16 protein-coding genes are annotated in these 17,287 nt (G+C 63.7%); 3 read left to right on the top strand and 13 right to left on the bottom strand.

Annotated features, from left to right (window positions below):
* Positions 1–10 precede the first annotated feature (10 nt).
* The 7 genes from era to rpoZ form a co-directional block, all read right to left on the bottom strand.
* On the bottom strand, positions 11–937 hold the full coding sequence (gene era, locus I6F20_RS03545) for a GTPase Era (protein WP_225125109.1): 927 nt from the start codon (positions 935–937) through the stop codon (positions 11–13).
* The gene (gene rnc / locus I6F20_RS03540; protein ID WP_109143526.1) at positions 927–1,748 is read right to left on the bottom strand and encodes a ribonuclease III; all 822 of its coding nucleotides are present in this window, start codon (positions 1,746–1,748) and stop codon (positions 927–929) included. Before rnc ends, era begins: the two co-directional genes overlap by 11 nt.
* Positions 1,745–2,509, bottom strand: a complete 765-nt coding sequence (gene lepB, locus I6F20_RS03535; RefSeq protein WP_036015031.1) for a signal peptidase I — start codon at positions 2,507–2,509, stop codon at positions 1,745–1,747. The genes rnc and lepB overlap by 4 nt, the downstream gene beginning before the upstream one ends.
* Positions 2,510–2,758: 249 nt before the next feature.
* Positions 2,759–3,178: a holo-ACP synthase gene (gene acpS / locus I6F20_RS03530; protein WP_025036721.1), complete on the bottom strand. Its 420-nt coding sequence runs from the start codon at positions 3,176–3,178 to the stop codon at positions 2,759–2,761.
* Positions 3,175–3,927, bottom strand: a complete 753-nt coding sequence (locus I6F20_RS03525; RefSeq protein ID WP_225125108.1) for a pyridoxine 5'-phosphate synthase — start codon at positions 3,925–3,927, stop codon at positions 3,175–3,177. The genes acpS and I6F20_RS03525 overlap by 4 nt, the downstream gene beginning before the upstream one ends.
* A gap of 45 nt (positions 3,928–3,972) precedes the next feature.
* On the bottom strand, positions 3,973–6,261 hold the full coding sequence (locus I6F20_RS03520) for a RelA/SpoT family protein (RefSeq protein ID WP_036015037.1): 2,289 nt from the start codon (positions 6,259–6,261) through the stop codon (positions 3,973–3,975).
* Between the two features lie 205 nt (positions 6,262–6,466).
* Positions 6,467–6,859 carry a DNA-directed RNA polymerase subunit omega gene (gene rpoZ / locus I6F20_RS03515; RefSeq protein WP_007603391.1) on the bottom strand — a complete coding sequence of 131 codons (393 nt, stop codon included), beginning with the start codon at positions 6,857–6,859 and terminating at the stop codon, positions 6,467–6,469.
* A 330-nt stretch (positions 6,860–7,189) separates the two neighbouring features.
* On the opposite strand from rpoZ, the gene I6F20_RS03510 reads away from it, so the two are divergent.
* A complete protein-coding gene (locus I6F20_RS03510; protein ID WP_036015038.1) occupies positions 7,190–7,834 on the top strand; it encodes a LabA-like NYN domain-containing protein in 645 nt (214 codons plus the stop codon).
* Complete coding sequence (locus I6F20_RS03505; RefSeq protein WP_036025518.1) at positions 7,815–8,489, top strand: uracil-DNA glycosylase; 675 nt, start codon at positions 7,815–7,817, stop codon at positions 8,487–8,489. The genes I6F20_RS03510 and I6F20_RS03505 overlap by 20 nt, the downstream gene beginning before the upstream one ends.
* Before the next feature lie 85 nt (positions 8,490–8,574).
* Here I6F20_RS03505 and I6F20_RS03500 read toward each other — a convergent pair whose 3' ends face one another.
* Genes I6F20_RS03500 through dapA form a run of 4 tightly spaced genes read right to left on the bottom strand, consistent with a single transcriptional unit; the run spans position 8,575 to position 11,064 of the window.
* Entirely contained in the window at positions 8,575–9,168 is a 594-nt protein-coding gene (locus tag I6F20_RS03500) for a peroxiredoxin (RefSeq protein ID WP_225125107.1), read from the bottom strand.
* A gap of 4 nt (positions 9,169–9,172) precedes the next feature.
* On the bottom strand, positions 9,173–9,646 hold the full coding sequence (smpB, locus tag I6F20_RS03495; protein WP_025036727.1) for an SsrA-binding protein SmpB: 474 nt from the start codon (positions 9,644–9,646) through the stop codon (positions 9,173–9,175).
* A 59-nt stretch (positions 9,647–9,705) separates the two neighbouring features.
* Positions 9,706–10,119 (bottom strand): large conductance mechanosensitive channel protein MscL, encoded by a 414-nt coding sequence (gene mscL / locus I6F20_RS03490; RefSeq protein WP_036015122.1) that lies wholly within the window; start codon positions 10,117–10,119, stop codon positions 9,706–9,708.
* 54 nt (positions 10,120–10,173) lie between these two features.
* Positions 10,174–11,064, bottom strand: a complete 891-nt coding sequence (dapA, locus tag I6F20_RS03485; protein ID WP_036015047.1) for a 4-hydroxy-tetrahydrodipicolinate synthase — start codon at positions 11,062–11,064, stop codon at positions 10,174–10,176.
* A 281-nt stretch (positions 11,065–11,345) separates the two neighbouring features.
* Between dapA and I6F20_RS03480 the strand changes: the two genes are divergently transcribed.
* Positions 11,346–13,766, top strand: a complete 2,421-nt coding sequence (locus tag I6F20_RS03480) for a lytic transglycosylase domain-containing protein (protein WP_225125330.1) — start codon at positions 11,346–11,348, stop codon at positions 13,764–13,766.
* Between the two features lie 101 nt (positions 13,767–13,867).
* Here I6F20_RS03480 and I6F20_RS03475 read toward each other — a convergent pair whose 3' ends face one another.
* Positions 13,868–14,731 carry an FkbM family methyltransferase gene (locus I6F20_RS03475; protein ID WP_225125106.1) on the bottom strand — a complete coding sequence of 288 codons (864 nt, stop codon included), beginning with the start codon at positions 14,729–14,731 and terminating at the stop codon, positions 13,868–13,870.
* Between the two features lie 461 nt (positions 14,732–15,192).
* On the bottom strand, positions 15,193–16,686 hold the full coding sequence (locus tag I6F20_RS03470) for a porin (RefSeq protein WP_225125105.1): 1,494 nt from the start codon (positions 16,684–16,686) through the stop codon (positions 15,193–15,195).
* Between the last annotated feature and the right edge of the window lie 601 nt (positions 16,687–17,287).

Below are 17,287 nucleotides of genomic sequence, written 5' to 3'. Positions count from 1 at the left end.
CTTTTCTTCGTTATTCTTTTGGGAAGTCCAGGCCCATCTCGCGATAGCGATCGGGATCGTCGCCCCAGTTCTCGCGCACCTTGACGAACAGGAACAGGTGCACCGGGACGTCCAGAATCTGCATCAGCTCTTTCCGCGAGTCGGCGCCGATCGACTTGATGGTGGCGCCGCCCTTGCCGAGCACGATCTTGCGCTGGCTTTCGCGCTCGACGTAGATCGTCTGCTCGATCCGCACAGACTTGTCCTTGCGTTCCTCCCACTTGTCGGTCTCGACCGTGGACTGGTAGGGCAATTCCTGGTGCAGCTTCTGATAGATCTTCTCGCGGGTGATCTCGGCCGCCAGCTGCCGCATCGGCGCGTCCGACATCTGGTCCTCGGGGTAGAGGAACGGACCCGGCGGCACCATGTCCGCGAGCGTCTTGCGGATGTCGTCGACGCCATCGCCCGAGATCGCCGAAATCATGAACGTCCGCACGAAAGTCATGCGCTCGTTGGCCGCCTGCGCCAGCGCCAGCAGCTTCTCGCGTTGGACCAGGTCGACCTTGTTGATGACGAGGATCTTGTCGTGATTGACGCTGGCGGCCTTGGCGAGGATCGCCTCCGCCTCCTCGTCGATGCCCGTTTTGGCATCGAGCAGCACGCAGACCAGATCGGCATCATGCGCCCCGCTCCAGGCGGTCGAGACCATGGCGCGGTCGAGCCGGCGCTTGGGCGAGAAGATGCCGGGCGTGTCGACAAGGATAATTTGCGCGCTGTTCTCGATGACGATACCGCGGATCAGCGCGCGCGTGGTTTGCACCTTGCGCGAGACGATCGTGACCTTGGCGCCGACCAGCGCGTTGACCAGCGTCGACTTGCCGACATTCGGCGCGCCGATCAGCGCGACGAAGCCGCAGCGCGTCGCGCCGGGTGCCCCGCCGCTTGCTTCAACCGTCATTGCTGCCGCCGACGCCTTCGCGTTCGATCATCACTGACGCTGCCACTTTCTCTGCCGCGCGCTTGCTGCCGCCGATACCCTCGGCCGGGGCCAGGCCCGGCAGATCGACGGCGACACGGAACTGCGGATCGTGATGCGGGCCGGTGCGCTCGACCTCGCGATAGACAGGCGTCGGCAGTCCCTTGCCTTGCGCCCATTCCTGCAGCACGGTCTTGGGATCGCGCAAGGGCCGGCGCGGCTTGTGCATCCGCTCGGTCCAGTTGCGCTTGACGAATTCGGCTGCCGCCGCATGGCCGCCGTCGAGGTAGATGGCGCCGATCACGGCCTCGCAGATGTCGCCGAGGATGGATTTGCGCAGGCGGGCATCGGCACTGGAGCCGACCGAGCCCAGCTTGATGTCGTCGACGAGACCGAGCGACTTGGCGACGTCCGCGCAGCTCTCCTTGCGCACGAGCTCGGCAAGCCGCTTGGACAGCTCGCCCTCATCGGCGTTCGGGAAGGCGTGATAGAGCATGTCGGAGACGACGAGCCCGAGCACGTGGTCGCCGAGGAATTCCAGCCGCTGATAGCTGTCGCCTCGCTTGCGCCCCGACTTCAGGGCCGAGACATGCGTGATCGCCTGCATCAGCATATTTGGATCGGCGAAGCTGTGGCCGATCCGCGCCTCGAGCGCCGCGTTGGCATTCGTGCCCTTGGCCTTGCTGCTCCGCGGCCGTTTCTTCTTGGCAGGCGCCTTCGCCGCAGCATCGCCCTCGGGAGCGGCTTGCACCTCGGTCGGTTGGATCGCGATGTCCTTGGCTTCGTCTTTCATCGGACGATTTTGAAGAACCGATTCCAGCGCACCGCCCACGGCCAGCGCCAGAGCATCCAGGCGTGCTCGCCTTCAGCGATGGAGAAGAAGATCATCTGGGCGCGGCCGATCAAGTGCTCCTGCGGGACGTAGCCGACCTGGCCGAGAAAGCGGCTATCGGTGGAGTTGTCGCGGTTGTCACCCATCATGAAGAAGTGGCCGGCCGGGACGGTGTAGACGTTGGTGTTGTCCATGTAGCCGTTGTCGGCGCAGTCCAGCGTCTCATAGGACACGCCGTTCGGCAGCGTCTCCTTCCAGCGCTTCACCCGGGAGATGCCGCCGCCTTCCGAGCCGCAAGGGTCCTCGCCGACATATTCGCTCATGCGCTGCCGCTCGACGGGCGTATCGTTGATGTAGAGCAGCCCGTCCCGCATCTGGACACGGTCGCCGGGAAGGCCGATCACGCGCTTGATGTAGTCGGTGGAATCGTCCTTCGGCAGGCGAAACACGACGATGTCGCCACGAGCGGGGTCCGAGCCCCAGATCCGTCCCGAGAACAGCGGCGGCGAGAATGGAATCGAGTAATGGCTGTAGCCGTAGGAATATTTCGAGACGAACAGATAGTCGCCGACCAGCAGCGTCGCCTTCATCGAGCCGGACGGGATGTTGAAGGGCTGAAACAGGAAGGTGCGGATCACGAGCGCGATCAGGAGAGCATGAATGACGACTCGGATCGTTTCGCCGACGCCGCTCTCAGTTTTCGTTCCCGAAGTCACGCTCATTGCTCTCTCAATTCCGGCCGGCGATCATAGAGCGCCCTCCTCCCGCGAACGGCCCACCGGTTCGCGGCGCAAGGAGATTGTCCTGATTCTGATAGTGAGGGCCAATTCCGGCGTAAAGCCGAATTCGCCCAGGCTGATTTGCGTTCGCGGACTTTTAGACGGTTGTCGGAGGCCACGCAATCAAGGATCGCATCAAAACTGATTAAGATATTGATTTATAAAGAAAATCACAAAACGCCCGAGCCGCGATCAAGGTTTCGGCAGCGGGACGGCGGAAATGACGACAAAAGCCTGCGCCAGCGGCCAGTCGTCGGTGATCGAAAGGTCGATCCGCGCCTCGAACCCCTCCGGTGTCAGGGCCTGGAGCCGGGCCAGCGCGCCGCCGGTCAGCTGCATGGTCGGCCGCCCGCCCGGCAGGTTGACCACCCCCATGTCGCGCCACCAGACGCCGCGCCTGATGCCGGTGCCGAGTGCCTTGGAGCAGGCCTCCTTGGCGGCGAAGCGCTTGGCGTAGGTCGCCACCACCATCTTCTCGTTCTTGGCGCGCCGTTCCGCCTTGGCCCGCTCGGCCGCGGTGAAGATGCGGTCGAGAAAACGCTCGCCGTGGCGCTCGATCACCTTGGCGACGCGGGTGATGTCGATCAGGTCGGAGCCGATGCCGATGATCATGCCCGGCTCCGGCCACGATCCATCGCCGCGCGCATGCTGCGCACGGTCTCGGCCAGCCCCACGAACAGCGCCTCGCCGATCATGTAATAGCCGATGTTCAGCTCCATGATTTCGGGCAAGCTCGCGATCTTCTCCGCCGTCGCATAGTCCAGCCCGTGGCCGGCGTGAACCTCGAGTCCCGCGTCCTTCGCCAGCTTCACCCCGGCCACGATCCGCTGCCATTCAGCCTCGGCCTTGTCGGTGTGGCCATCGACGACGACATCGCACCAGGCACCGGTGTGGATCTCGATCACAGGGGCGCGCAGCCGTGCCGCCATCTCGATCTGGGCGGGATCGGCCGCAATGAACAGCGAGACGCGGATGCCGGCCTCGCTCAGCCGCGCGATATAGGGCGCGAGCGCGCTGCGCTGGCCGACCACGTCCAACCCGCCTTCGGTCGTTACCTCCTGGCGCCGCTCCGGCACCAGGCACACCGCGTGCGGCTTGGTGGCGAGCGAGATCCGCATCATGTCGTCCGTCGCGGCCATCTCGAAATTGAGCGGCTTGGAGATCTCCGCCTTCAGGCGCGCCATGTCCTCGTCGCGGATGTGCCGGCGGTCCTCGCGCAAATGTGCGGTGATGCCGTCGGCGCCGGCCTCGATCGCGAGCAGCGCGGCGCGCACCGGATCGGGATGGCGGCCGCCGCGCGCGTTACGCACGGTTGCGACGTGATCGATATTGACGCCGAGGCGGAGCGGAGGTGCGGGCATTTCAGAACTCGCGAAATCAGAGGGAACGGCGCATGCGAGATGCGCCTATCCATTAACACGTTCGACTTTGGCGACGACCGCCTTCGCGCGCAGCTGGGCCAGGATCGCGCTGAGGTGCTTCAAGTCGTAGACTTCGAGATCGATCGTCGTCTCCGTGAAATCGGGCGAGCGGCGCTGCATGCTGATGTTGTCGATGTTGCCGTCGTGCTCGGCGATCACGGTCGCGATCTGCGCCAGCGCGCCGGGCTCATTGACGTTCTCGACCTTGATGCGGGCCGGGAAGCGCTGCGGCGCGGAATCCTCGATGTCCCAGCGGACGTCGAGCCAGCGCTCCGGCTCCTCCTCGAAATCCTTCAGGGCCGGCGCCTGGATCGGATAGATCGTGATGCCCTCGCCCGGCGTGACGATGCCGACAATGCGATCGCCGGGGACGGCGCCGCCGTTCGGCGCGAACTTCACCGGAAGGTCGGAATTGATGCCGCGGATCGGGATCGCGACCGGGCTGCGCGACTGTTCGGAGACCCCCTTCTCCTTGAGCTTGGCGGCAAGGCCCTTCTTGACGCCGTAGCGCGCGATGCGCTCCTCCTTGTAATCCGGGTACATCGCACGCGCGACATGGGAGGCCTTGATCTCGCCGCGCCCGACCGCCGCCATGACGTCCTCGATCGATGTGCGCGCGAGCCGCGGCAGCGCGCCCTTGAGCTTGTCGTCGGCGTATTCAATCTTGGCGCGCTCGAACAGGCGCTCGACGATGCGCCGGCCGAGCCCGACATATTGGTCGCGCACCGCGGTGCGCGTGGCGCGGCGGATCGCGGCACGCGCCTTGCCGGTGACGGCGAGCGTTTCCCAGGCCGAGGGCGGCGCGGACTGCGCCTCCGAGGTCAGCACCTCGACCTCGTCGCCGTTCTGAAGCTCCGAGGACAGCGGCGCGAATTTGCCGTTGATCTTGCAGCCCACCGCGCTGTTGCCGACGTCGGTATGCACCGCATAGGCGAAGTCGATCACGTTGGCATGGCGCGGCAGCGCGATCAGCTTGCCCTTCGGGGTGAAGCAGAACACCTGGTCGTGGAACAGCTCGAGCTTGGTGTGCTCGAGGAATTCCTCCGGGTTCGCGCTTTCCGAGAGGATGCCGATGGTGTGGCGCAGCCAGGCGAACGCGTTGGACTCGCGCTTGAGGAATTCGGTCGGCGAACCCACGCCCTCCTTGTAGAAAACGTGCGCGGCGATGCCGCGCTCGGCGATCTGGTCCATCGCCTCGGTGCGGATCTGCAGCTCGACGCGCTGGTTGCCGGGGCCGATCACCGTGGTGTGGATCGAGCGGTAGTCGTTCTGCTTCGGCGTCGAGATATAGTCCTTGAAACGTCCGGGCACGACCGGCCAGGTGGTGTGGACGATCCCGAGCGCGCGATAGCAGGCCTCGACGTCGCTGACGACGAGGCGGAAGCCGAAGATGTCGGACAATTGCTCGAAGCCGACCGACTTGCGCTCCATCTTGGTCCAGATCGAGAACGGCTTCTTGCGCCGGCCATAGACCCGCGCCCCCAAGCCCCGGTGGCGCAGATTGTTGGAGAGCTGGTCCTCGATCTCGCCGATCAGGTTGCGATTGCGCTCAGCCAGCGCGTCGAGCCGCTGCATCACCACCGAATAGGCTTCGGGATCGAGGGTGCGGAAGGACAGATCCTCCAGCTCCTCGCGCATTTCCTGCATGCCCATGCGCCCCGCCAGCGGCGCATAGATGTCGAGCGTCTCCTCGGCGATGCGCCGGCGCGATTCCGTCGGGACGAAGTCCAGCGTGCGCATGTTGTGCAGACGGTCGGCGAGCTTGACCAAAAGCACGCGGACATCGTCGGCAATGGCCAGCAACAATTTGCGCAGATTCTCGGCCTGCTTAGCCTCCCGCGACACCAGCTCCAGCCGCTTCAGCTTGGTCAGGCCATCGACCAGCGCGCCGATCTCCGAGCCGAAGATCTGATCGATCTCGGCCCGCGTTGCCTCGGTGTCCTCGATCGTGTCGTGCAGCAGCGCGGCCACGATGGTGGCGTCGTCGAGCTTGAGGTCGGTGAGAATCGCAGCCACCTCGAGCGGATGCGAGAAATACGGATCGCCCGAGGCGCGGGTCTGCGAGCCGTGGGCCTTCATGGCGTAGACGTAGGCACGGTTCAGCAGGTCTTCGTTGGTGTTGGGATTGTAGGACCTGACGCGCTCGACGAGGTCATATTGACGCATCATCCGGGCGCGAGGCCTGGCGGGGCGCGCGACCGGCGCAGTCGGGGCCACGGCAACCGATTCGGTTGCGGCCTGCATCTGCGTGGATCTGCGGCGCCGATATACCATGCCGTCCTGCCTTCAAACGGGCTTGAGCCGGCCCGCTGCATACATCCTAACTCCGATCGCGCTCGTGTCCGATCAATTCAGTGACAGGGCCAAGCACCGACCGCAGCGCTATGGTAACCACGAAAAGGCCAACAAAAGCAAAGGCCCGAACGATCGTTCGGGCCTTTGATATGATCACAAGAAGAAGATGATCGCGATGGAGGAATTACTCGTCTTCCTCGGGCTGCTCCTCGGGAGGCGCGAGGCCTTCCAGGCCCTTCAGCAGCTCCTCCTCGGTCATGCGCTCCACGGCGACCTCGGTGTCGTCGGCATCGACGCTTGCCCCCGCGGAACCGATCAGCGGCACTGTATCCGGCTCGGGCTCGTCCACCTCGACGAACTTCTGCAACGAGTGGACCAGCTCCTCGCGGAGGTCCTCCGGCGAGATCGTCGTCTCGGCAATTTCACGCAAAGACACAACAGGGTTCTTGTCGTTATCGCGGTCAACCGTTAGTTGTGAACCGGATGAAATCATGCGGGCACGGTGGGCGGCCAGCAGGACCAAGTCAAACCGGTTGTCGACCTTGTCGATACAATCTTCTACGGTGACGCGAGCCATGGACTGTCGCTCCGTTGTGGGTGGGACGAAATATGTGGATGATTGGGGCTAGTTATAGGGGCCGGGACGGTTTCGCAAGACCATTTTGTGATTTGGCCTCGCCAAACCGCTCTGCTACCCCCACATTGGGGCTGGGACGGGTGGTTTTCCGGGCTGCCGTTGGGGGCGGCCCCGGGGTGTATGCAAGTCCGCCATAACTATACCTTGATTGCCCCGACTTCTCCGGATTTGCGGTTTCGACGGGTTTCTGCGGCACTCTAGAACTGCGCGGCCTGTTGTCGCCGCGCCAACAAAAAACGATCAATCACGAACGCTACGCGAGCAAACTGAATGTCACCTTCTCCTACCAACAAGATCGCGCTCTTCATCGACGGGGCCAATCTCTACGCGACGGCGAAAACCCTCGGCTTCGACATCGACTACAAGCGCCTACTGAAGGAGTTTCAGAGCCGCGGGACGTTATTGCGGGCGTTCTATTACACCGCCATCATCGAGGACCAGGAATACTCCTCGATCCGCCCGCTGATCGACTGGCTGGACTACAACGGCTACACGGTCGTCACCAAGGCGACCAAGGAATTCATCGACGCCTCCGGGCGCCGCAAGGTGAAGGGCAACATGGACATCGAGCTCGCCGTCGACGCCATGGAGCTCGCCGAGCACATCGACCAGATGGTGCTGTTCTCGGGTGACGGCGACTTCCGCTCCCTGGTCGAGGCCGTCCAGCGCCGCGGCGTGCGGGTCACGGTGGTCTCCACCATCGCCAGCCAGCCGCCGATGATCGCCGACGAGCTGCGCCGCCAGGCCGACGTCTTCACCGACCTCGTCGAGCTGCAATCCAAGCTCGGCCGCGATCCGTCCGAGCGCCCCGCCCCGCGTGACCGCGGCGAGCGTGGTGAACGCCACCACGCCCCGCAATTCCTCCAGCGCGCGACCACGACGGCGCCGAGGGGCGATGACGACTTCGAGGAGTGAGGCGGCCCGGTCAAGCCGCCAGCCTCTCACAATCGTTCCCGACCGTGACTGCCCGCTCTGCCCGCGCCTGGTCGCCTTCCGCGAGGCGAACCGCGCGCGCGAGCCCTCGTGGCACAATGCGCCGGTTGCGCCCTTCGGCGACATCAAGGCCCGCCTCCTGATCGTGGGCCTCGCCCCGGGAATGCAGGGCGCCAACCGCACGGGGCGGCCGTTCACGGGCGATTATGCCGGCGACCTGCTCTATGCCACGCTGATCGAATACGGCTTTGCGAGGGGCACCTATCAGGCGCGTCCCGACGACGGCCTGAAACTCGTCGACTGCCGGATCGCCAATGCCGTGCATTGCGTGCCGCCGCAGAACAAGCCGCTGCCGATCGAGATCAACACCTGCCGCCAGTTTCTCGTGGCCAATCTGGCGACGATGCCGAAGCTGCGCGCTATCGTCGCGCTCGGGCGAATTGCGCACGACAGCGTGCTCAAGCCGCTGAATTTGAAGGCCTCGCAAGCCCCCTTCGGCCACGGCGCGGTGCATCAGGCCGGCGCGTTCAGGCTCTACGACAGCTATCACTGCTCCCGCTACAACACGAACACCGGCGTGCTGACGCCAGACATGTTCAGATCCGTGTTCGCGAAGGTGAAGGCGGATCTCGATTAGCTAGAGCATGATCCGGAAAAGTGCGTAGCGGTTTTCCGAAAAGATCATGCTCAAACAATAAGCTAAAGCGCGATGACGATTCATCCTAATCGCATCGCGCTTTATTGACGGGATTTGCCTTGAGCCAGGCCAGCACGTCGCCGGCGTTCCGGTCGGGCGGAAACACCGGATAGAACACGTGCGTGATCCTGGCGTCGTCGATAACAAGCGCGAGGCGCTTGATCAGCGACAGGCCCGCGACCTCCATGGTCGGCAAGTTCAAGGCGCGCGTCAGCGCCAGCTTCTCGTCCGAAAGCACCGGGAACGGCAGATGCAGGCGCGACGCCATCTCGATCTGATAGTCGTTGCTCTGGGTCGAGAGGCCGAACACATGCGCGGCGCCGGCGGCCTTCAGCTCGGCGTAGAGATCGCGAAAGGCGCAGGTCTGGGGCGTGCAGCCGCGCGCTCCGGGGATCATGTCCCAATCGTCGACCAGCGCGATCTTGCCGGGCTCGCCGGTGCGGGGATAGGCGAACACCACGGTGCGGCCGCGCAAAGCCGACAGGGTGACCGATGTGTCGTCGGTCGCGAGCAGGCCAATCGGCGGCAACGTCATGCCTTCGAGATGCGCGGCGGCGCCATCGTCGGAAGGCGCGGGAATCTGGCTCCAGTCGACCTCGAGCAGGTTCCGTTGATTCATCTCGTCATCCCCTCGCCCGCAGCAGCCGGCCCTTCTCCCGGCTCCAGTCGCGCTTCTTCTCGGACTCGCGCTTGTCGTGCAGCTTCTTGCCCTTCGCAACCGCCAGCTGCAGCTTGGCCCGGCCGCGCTCGTTGAAGTAAAGCTTGAGCGGGATCAGCGTCATGCCCTCGCGGTCGACCGCGCCGATCAGCTTGTTGATCTGGCGGCGGTGGAGCAGCAGCTTTCGCGGCCGCTTGGGCTCGTGGTTGAAGCGGTTGCCTTGCAGGTATTCGGGAATGGTGGCGTTGATCAGCCAGATCTCGCCGTTCTTCGAATCGGCATATGATTCCGCGATCGTGCTCTTGCCGTTGCGGATCGACTTGACCTCGGTGCCGGTCAGCGCAATGCCCGCCTCGATCGTGTCCTCGATGGCGTAGTTGAAACGCGCCTTGCGATTTTCCGCCATCACCTTGATCGGACGTTCGTTCTTATCGGCCATGACGGGCAAACCTGATCGAGATGCGCTTGGATTCTAACAGTTCGGATGAAGTGGGCGCGTCACTTCTTCAGGAGATCGCGGATCTCGGTCAGCAACTCGACCTCGGCCGTCGGCTTGGGCGGAGCAGCGGGTGCCGCCTCCTCCCTGCGCTTCAGCGTGTTCATGGCGCGGATCACCAGGAACAGCACGAAGGCGACGATGATGAAGTTGATCGTCAGCGTCAGGAAGCTGCCGTAAGCAAGGACGGCGCCTTGCTTTTTGGCATCCGCCAAGTTGGTGGCGGTGACCGCCTTCGACAAGGGGATGAAGTAGTTCGAGAAGTCGAGGCCACCGGTGACCGCGCCGATGATCGGCATGATGACGTCACCGACCAGCGAGGTGACGATGCCGCCGAAGGCCGCGCCGATGATGACGCCGACCGCGAGATCGACGACGTTGCCCTTCATGGCGAACTCGCGGAACTCCTTGAGCATCCGCGCGCCCTTTTCCTCCACGCTCATGAAAGGCTCCCCCGAACGGCTAATGCGTCAGTTGACCAGACCGGCGTGAACCATCGCGCTGCGCACGGCAACCCGCGTCGGCTCGGACACCGGAACCATCGGCAGCCGCAGCGTCTCGTCCAGCTTGCCGAGCAGCGACATCGCGTACTTGATCGGCGCCGGATTGCTCTCGATGAAGAGGTTGTTGTGCAGCGGCATCAGCTTGTCGTGGATCGCGAGCGCCGCCTTGGTGTCGCCCTTCTGCCAGGCGGCGTGGAACTCCGAGCACAGGCGCGGCGCGACGTTCGAGGTCACCGAGATGCAGCCATGGCCGCCATGGGCCATGTAGCCGATGATGGTGGCGTCCTCGCCCGAGAGCTGGTTGAAGTCCTCGCCCATCGCCGCGCGCTGCTGCGACACGCGGACCATGCTGGCGGTGGCGTCCTTGACCCCGGCGATGTTCTTCAGCTCCCACAGCCGCTTCATGGTGTCGACCGACATGTCGATCACCGAGCGCGGTGGGATGTTGTAGATGATGATCGGAATGCCGATCGCATCGTTGATCGCCTTGAAGTGCTGGTACATGCCTTCTTGCGTCGGCTTGTTGTAATAGGGCGTGACGATCAGCACGGCGTCCGCGCCCGCCTTTTCGGCGTGCTGGGAGAGCTCGATCGCCTCCTTGGTCGAGTTGGAGCCGGCGCCGGCGATGACGGGCACGCGGCCCTTGGCTTCAGCGATGCACCATTCCACGACCTTCTTGTGCTCGTCATGGCTGAGCGTCGGGCTCTCGCCGGTGGTGCCGACCGGAACGAGGCCATTGGTGCCCTCGGAGATCTGCCAATTGACCAGGGAGCGGAATGCCGCCTCGTCGAGCGAGCCGTTCTTGAACGGGGTGACCAAGGCGGTGAACGACCCTCGGAATTTCGTCTTGGCTGCCATGGACTTCCTCCGTACGCGGCGATCTCTTGAGCAAGCCCCCTTCATATCGGGTCTATCCGGCCGGTAAAAGACCCGGGGTCGGTGCCAGGCTGGGTTTAGGCCGCGATTTTGCCGCGGTGCTGGTGCAAATCGGCCCGAGGTAAGCGGCTGTTGGTATTTTCTCCGCATATTCAAGCAAATTCAGCTAGGTCTTGAGCCACTTCACTGATTCGGGGCGACGAAACGCCGTGACCTCCTTTGCATCTGCCGCGTGGCGATCCCTGAGTATGGCATTGTGCCTGATGGCCGGGCTGTCGATGGACTGCGCCGCGTTCGCCAAGTCCAACGAGACGGCCGCGGAGACCAAGGATCCCGCCAAGCCAGCAGCCAAGGACGCCTCGAATGGCCCGGCCAAAGGATCAACCAAGGAAACGGCGAAGGATACAGCCAAGGGAACCGGCAAGGACGCCGCGAAGGCCGCAAAGGGTACGCTCGGCACCCCCGCCAAGGACGCCGCGAAGAAGCCGGATGCCGGCAAGAACGCCAGCAAGGAACCGGCGAAGGACAAGCCCAAAGACAAATCCAAGCCTGCGGCTACCGCTCCTGCTGCCACGACCCCTGCAGCTGCACCTAAGGCTGCGCCGACTGCGAGCGGCTCGCCGCCCAAGGCAGCCCCCGCCCCGGCCGTGACTGCCACCGTCAAACCGACTGCGCCGGCCCCGGCCAGACCGGCCGCAGCTCCCATACTGGCGCCTGCAACGCGCCAGCATGCAGCGCCGCGCAAGCCGGTCATCCCGGCCGCCGTGGCTGCGACGTCGTCGACGTCGCAGGCTGACAAGGACACCCTGGAGAGCGTCATCGAGCTCGTGCGCAAGCGCAAGGCCGGCGACGCCACCAATGCCGCGGCCGGCATCTCCGATCCGGTCGCGCGAAAGCTCGCCGAATGGATCATCCTGCGCAGCGAGGACAACGGCGCGACCGTGGAACGCTATCGCGCCTTCCTCTCAGCCAATCCGAGCTGGCCATCGCAGACCTTCCTGCGCCGGCGCCTCGAGGCCGCGATGTGGGACGACAGGCGCGACGAGTCGGTCGCGTGGTCGTGGTTCGAGAACGAATCGCCGATCTCCGCCAAGGGACGCTTCACGCTGGCCAGGGCGATGCTGGCGCGCGGCGACCGCGCCAATGCCGAGCGGCTGGTGCGCGACGCCTGGCGCGCCGATCCGATGTCGGAGGACACCGAGAACAACGCGCTCGACCAGTTCGGCGCCCTGCTCACGCCAGGCGACCAGAAAGCGCGGATGGACAACCTGCTCTACGGCAGCGAGAACGAGGCGGCGCTACGCGCCGCCAAGCGTCTCGGCGCCGGCTATGTCGCGCTCGCCAAGGCCCGCATCGCCGCGGTCAAGAAAGCGCCGAACGCGCGGGCGCTGCTCGATGCCGTGCCGCGCGAGCTGCACGGCGATCCCGGCTTCATCTTCAGCAAGATCCAGCTGCTGCGCCGCGAGGAGAAGTTCACTGAAGCCGCCCAGCTGATGCTGTCGGCGCCGAAGGATCCGGGTCGCCTCCACAATCTCGATGAATGGTGGATCGAGCGGCGCCTCCTGGCCCGCAAGATGATCGACACCGAGGAATTCCGCAGCGCCTATCTGATCGCGCGCGACGCCGCCCTGCCCTCGCGCGACATCTACAAGACCGAGCAGGAGTTCACCGCCGGCTGGATCGCGCTGCGCTTCCTCAACGATCCCGCGACCGCCGCCCAGCATTTTGCTCGCATCGGCGTCGGCAGCGTCAATCCCACCGCGCTGGCGCGTGCCGGCTATTGGCAGGGCCGCGCTGCCGAGGCGATGGGCCGCCAGCAGGAGGCACGCAATGCCTATGCGCGGGCGGCCGAGCAATCGACCAGCTATTACGGCCAGCTCGCGCGCGCAAAGCTCGGCCTGCCGCAGATCGAGCTCAACAGCCAGCCGCGCGGTCGCGGCGCCGAGCGGCTCGAGATCGTGCGCGCCGCGCAACTGCTCTACGAGCTGGACGAGCGCGAGTTCGCGATACCGCTGCTCGCCGACATGGGCGAGAACGGCGATCCCGAGGCGCTCGCGGGCCTCGGCGAGCTCACCCAGCGCTACAGCGACGCGCGCGGCATGCTGCTGCTCGGCAAGGCCGCGCTCAACCGCGGCCTCCCGTTCGACTTCTACGCCTACCCCGTCAACGGCATCCCTCAGTTCACGCCGATCGGCCCCGAGGTCGAACGCAGCATCATCTATGCGATTGCGCGGCAGGAGAGCGCGTTCAACCCGTCGGTGGTCTCGCCGGCGCAGGCCTACGGGCTGATGCAGGTGACGCCGGATGCCGCCCGCTACGTCTGCAAGCGCCACGGCGCAACCTACGACCTGGGGCGGCTGAAGAACGACTCCGTCTACAACGCCACGCTCGGCTCGGCCGAGCTCGGCGGACTGCTCGAGGATTATCGCGGCTCCTACATCATGACGTTCGCCGCCTACAATGCCGGCCGCGGCAGCGTGAAGAAGTGGGTCGAGCGTTACGGCGATCCGCGCGACCCCAAGGTCGACGCGGTCGACTGGGTCGAGCTGATTCCGTTCTCCGAGACGCGCAACTATGTGCAGCGGATCATGGAAAACCTTCAAGTCTACCGCGCCCGTTTCGGCGGCGGCACCCGCTTGCAGATCGAAGCCGATCTGCGCCGCGGCGCCGGGAGCGTGGAGTAGAGTCCCCTCTGGCCCATGCACCGCAGCGGCTTGGCAGCGATAGCGACGGCCGGAGCAGCGTTCGTGTCCGAAAGCCTCGAACCGCGAACGACCAGCTCAGGTCAGCGTTGCGGAAACCGGATGGACGCCATGTAGTCGTGGATCGACTGATCAGGGATCGACTTGCGCGCAATCAGGTGGTGAATACAGTTCGCAGCAAGATCGAATGAGCGGTAGCAATGATGAGAGATCATTGCCAGATGCTTGAGTTGCTCGACAGTCATGTCAGCCGGCCGCATGAAATTTCGTACATAGACGATATCGGCCTCGAGTAGCTGGTTCATAGCTGCATGAGGATTGGACGGGTCGCTCAATGGAGCGATCATGCGCTGCTTGACTGCGGTAAAGGCGTGGGGAACGAACCCCTGCTTGCGCAATTCGGCATCGATGTCTCCGAACGTCGGCTGATCTTTGTAGAGGCAAAGAAACGAAACCTCCGTTTCGATGACGACTGCCTGCTTCAGCTTTTGCCGTGCGCCTCCGAACACAGCGAGTTCCGATCCTTGAACGTCGATTTTTAGAAAATCCAGATGCCCGATTTCGGCAATATCGTCGAGCCGGCGGGTGTGGACCGGATGTTCGCTGACCACACTGCCCCATTCGGAAAATTTCGCGAAATGCGACAGCGCATTTTGATCCGGGAGCAGCAAGCTTGTCATTCCTGGCAGCCGGCAGAGACGCAGCTTTGCCTTGTGCCCATTTCCGATGACATAGTGATAATAGCTCTCGAGGTCGCTCTTGCGGGCGTTGAGCTCTACGAGAGCCTCCTCCTGCGGTTCAAAGCCAACGACCGTGCAAAGTCTTCGTTGCAGCATCGCCCGGTAAGGCGGCTCGCCGTCGATCGGATTGGCCCCGACATCGATCACCGACGTCAGCCGTGCCGGCTGGAGAAGATTGTTCAGAAGGTCCGGTTCGTTGTCAGTCATATGTAGTGAAGACCATGGATGGAATGACATGAGGTGTCGCGCCAAGGCGGCCTCATAACGAAATGTCTAAACGGCAAACGAGGTCGGCGCTTTGCCGGCGCAATGCCGGCGCCACTTCTCAACAAAGGTCTTTCCCAAGGTCGCGTCATGCCGACAGTGTCGAACAGAGGCCAAGTGGACGCTATTTTGGCTTTGCTGCGACATAGGATTGGGTTCTGCACCCCGACGAGGCCCGGCCTTTTCGTGAACTGGTGAAAAACTCTAGGCGCCTTTGCTGGAGAGAACAACGGCTGCGCCGCCTCGCTGCAAGGCACGAAATGACCTGCGTCTGCCGATTCGCGCGCAATGCCAATTCGCGTGGCTTTCGATTTTTTCGCGCGGCAGGATAGCAACGTAACAAGCAAAAAATAGACCCCCAGCGAAATCGCTGGGGGTCCTTTGGCGTCAGTTCAGGACTGAGCTTAGAAGTTGCGCTGAGCGCGCAGGAGCATCTGGAGGTTGCCCTGATCCTTCAGCTCGTACGTGGTTGCGGGCTTGGCAACAGCGAGGTTCGCCGGAGCCACGATCGTGCCCGAGTACTTCTGGTCGAGCCAGACGTAGCTCACGTCAGCAGTGAAGGCGAGACCCTTGACCGGAGTCCAGACCACGTTACCGCCGATAACCGCGAGGTTGAAGTCGGGGTTACAGCCTGCAGCGCCAGCCGACGGAGCAAGACCAGCCACGAAGTTCGCGCAGATCAGAGCCTTACCCGTGTTGCCGTAGCGGAGCGATGCATAAGCACCGTAGATGCCCGACGACCAGTTCGGGGACCAGTTGTGGGTATAACCACCACGGAAGCCCCAGGTCTTGACCGACTCGATGCCGGTGCCAAGCCCGAACACGCCATCAGCGATACCGGCAAAGCCGATGCTCTGATAGGCGATGCCGCTGCCGCCGTAGATGAAGATGGTCTGCGGGAACAGGCTCTGGAAGTTATAGCGCGAGGCGCCGTCGGTGTAGACCGCCTGCAAGTTGATCGAGTCACCCGCGCCGGTCGGGATGTTCTTGATCGACAAGGCGCCCTGCACGGCCCAGCCCCACTTGTCGTCGGGATGTCCGGTCAGCTCCGTCGCGCCGTAGTAGGCCGTGTGCATGTTGTGCGCCGCCGCCGAGATCTGGAACAGACCCCAAGCCTGGTCGACACGAACCTGACCGACGATGTCGGGCGAACGCGTGCCACCCCAATCGTTGGCACCGTAGACGCCGGTGATGAAGCCAGCGGCCGTACCCGACGACACGTTCCAGAGGTTCGTCTGGCCACCAGCAGCGGTGGTCATATCCTGCAACGCGACCGAACCCGTGATGCCCTGGCCGAAATCAGCCGTGTAGGCAACCTGGTTCACACCGGTGACGTTGTTGCTGCCGCCCGGAAGGAAGTCGGGACCGCCAGCCGGGTAGCTCTGCCACGGTGCGTCGAAGATCGAGACCGTGCGGCCGAAGGTGAAACCAGCGAACTGGATGAACGCGTGGTACAGACCGAGCGTCGCCGAAGTGTTGGGCGTGCCAATGAGGGTCGACGGGTTGCTGCCGGTGACGCTCTGCGTATCCCAGCTGAAGACCGTATCAGCGTAGGTGCGGACCACGCCGTACTCGGTCGCCGTGCGGGTATCGATGGTGAAGTCCAAACGAGCGCGGGTGTGGTAGTAGTTGTCCAGACGGTTGTTGGCACCGCCGGGAGTGCCCTGGCCAATGCCGTAGTCGCTGTTCGTGTTGAACAGCAAGTCGGCACGCAGGTAGCCGCCGAACTTGATGCAGGTGTCGGTGCCCGGGATGTAGTAGAATCCAGCACCGTACAGGGAGCAGATCTTCACGTACTCGACCGCCTTGGCCTTCACGGGGAGATCGGCTGCCTGAGCTCCGCCCACGGCGATCAGACCCGCCGCTGAGCCGAGCAAAAGGCTCTTAACCAACTTCATGTTAAACCTCCAAGTTGCTCTTCAGGGAAGGTCACTGACCGGACGGCCAATTCCCCAACCCCCTCTAAATCACCGCTTTCGGCCCCTTCGCGTCTTCGGACACACCCGCATGAACGCGAGGGACTTAAGCGAATGACCTAAACGGGACGACCTCGGGATGCCCCCCTCCGTCGCTCAGTCACAATTACCGAACGTCCTTGCACACACAACAAGAGAACGCTCCGAAACGGGCCGGTGCAGCGTGTTTTCCAACGGGTGTTGCACAAATAACACGCAGATGTGATCAAACCGCCCTCGCAACATATTGTTTACATTGATGTTTTCGGAGCGGTTCCAAATGCCATCAAAGTTCCGCACATGAGGCGCCGCGCGCGAGAGCTCGGCTTGAGCCAGCTTTGAGGCGCTCGAATCGTGGAATCAGAAGAGACTCAATGGGCAGGCATCGACCGCCTCCCCGCCGCGCAATCTGACGCAGGCATCCTGCAAATACCTCCGCGTCCGGGGCTCGCCGTCACTCTCTATATGGAAGTCACGCTGGCGGGATAATCGGGGCCGGACAGCTCGGCGAGCGAGGACGCAGAGGTGCTAGTCCTTCTTTGCA

The organism is Bradyrhizobium sp. IC3123 (assembly GCF_020193625.1).
GTDB classification, from domain to species: domain Bacteria; phylum Pseudomonadota; class Alphaproteobacteria; order Rhizobiales; family Xanthobacteraceae; genus Bradyrhizobium; species Bradyrhizobium yuanmingense.
This window is presented reverse-complemented; position numbering and strand designations above follow the sequence as displayed.

Bases quoted from the DNA above. Each gene is read 5' to 3' on its own strand.
- lepB (WP_036015031.1), bottom strand. From the start codon at position 2,509: ATGAGCGTGACTTCGGGAACGAAAACTGAGAGCGGCGTCGGCGAAACG.
- smpB (WP_025036727.1), bottom strand. From the start codon at position 9,646: ATGGCCGATAAGAACGAACGTCCGATCAAGGTGATGGCGGAAAATCGC.
- mscL (WP_036015122.1), bottom strand. From the start codon at position 10,119: ATGCTCAAGGAGTTCCGCGAGTTCGCCATGAAGGGCAACGTCGTCGAT.
- I6F20_RS03470 (WP_225125105.1), bottom strand. From the start codon at position 16,686: ATGAAGTTGGTTAAGAGCCTTTTGCTCGGCTCAGCGGCGGGTCTGATC.
- acpS (WP_025036721.1), bottom strand. From the start codon at position 3,178: ATGATCATCGGCATCGGCTCCGACCTGATCGACATCACCCGCGTCGCC.
- rnc (WP_109143526.1), bottom strand. From the start codon at position 1,748: ATGAAAGACGAAGCCAAGGACATCGCGATCCAACCGACCGAGGTGCAA.
- I6F20_RS03480 (WP_225125330.1), top strand. From the start codon at position 11,346: ATGGCCGGGCTGTCGATGGACTGCGCCGCGTTCGCCAAGTCCAACGAG.
- dapA (WP_036015047.1), bottom strand. From the start codon at position 11,064: ATGGCAGCCAAGACGAAATTCCGAGGGTCGTTCACCGCCTTGGTCACC.
- I6F20_RS03520 (WP_036015037.1), bottom strand. From the start codon at position 6,261: ATGGTATATCGGCGCCGCAGATCCACGCAGATGCAGGCCGCAACCGAA.
- I6F20_RS03475 (WP_225125106.1), bottom strand. From the start codon at position 14,731: ATGACTGACAACGAACCGGACCTTCTGAACAATCTTCTCCAGCCGGCA.
- era (WP_225125109.1), bottom strand. From the start codon at position 937: ATGACGGTTGAAGCAAGCGGCGGGGCACCCGGCGCGACGCGCTGCGGC.
- I6F20_RS03525 (WP_225125108.1), bottom strand. From the start codon at position 3,927: ATGCCCGCACCTCCGCTCCGCCTCGGCGTCAATATCGATCACGTCGCA.
- I6F20_RS03505 (WP_036025518.1), top strand. From the start codon at position 7,815: ATGACGACTTCGAGGAGTGAGGCGGCCCGGTCAAGCCGCCAGCCTCTC.
- I6F20_RS03500 (WP_225125107.1), bottom strand. From the start codon at position 9,168: ATGAATCAACGGAACCTGCTCGAGGTCGACTGGAGCCAGATTCCCGCG.
- I6F20_RS03510 (WP_036015038.1), top strand. From the start codon at position 7,190: ATGTCACCTTCTCCTACCAACAAGATCGCGCTCTTCATCGACGGGGCC.
- rpoZ (WP_007603391.1), bottom strand. From the start codon at position 6,859: ATGGCTCGCGTCACCGTAGAAGATTGTATCGACAAGGTCGACAACCGG.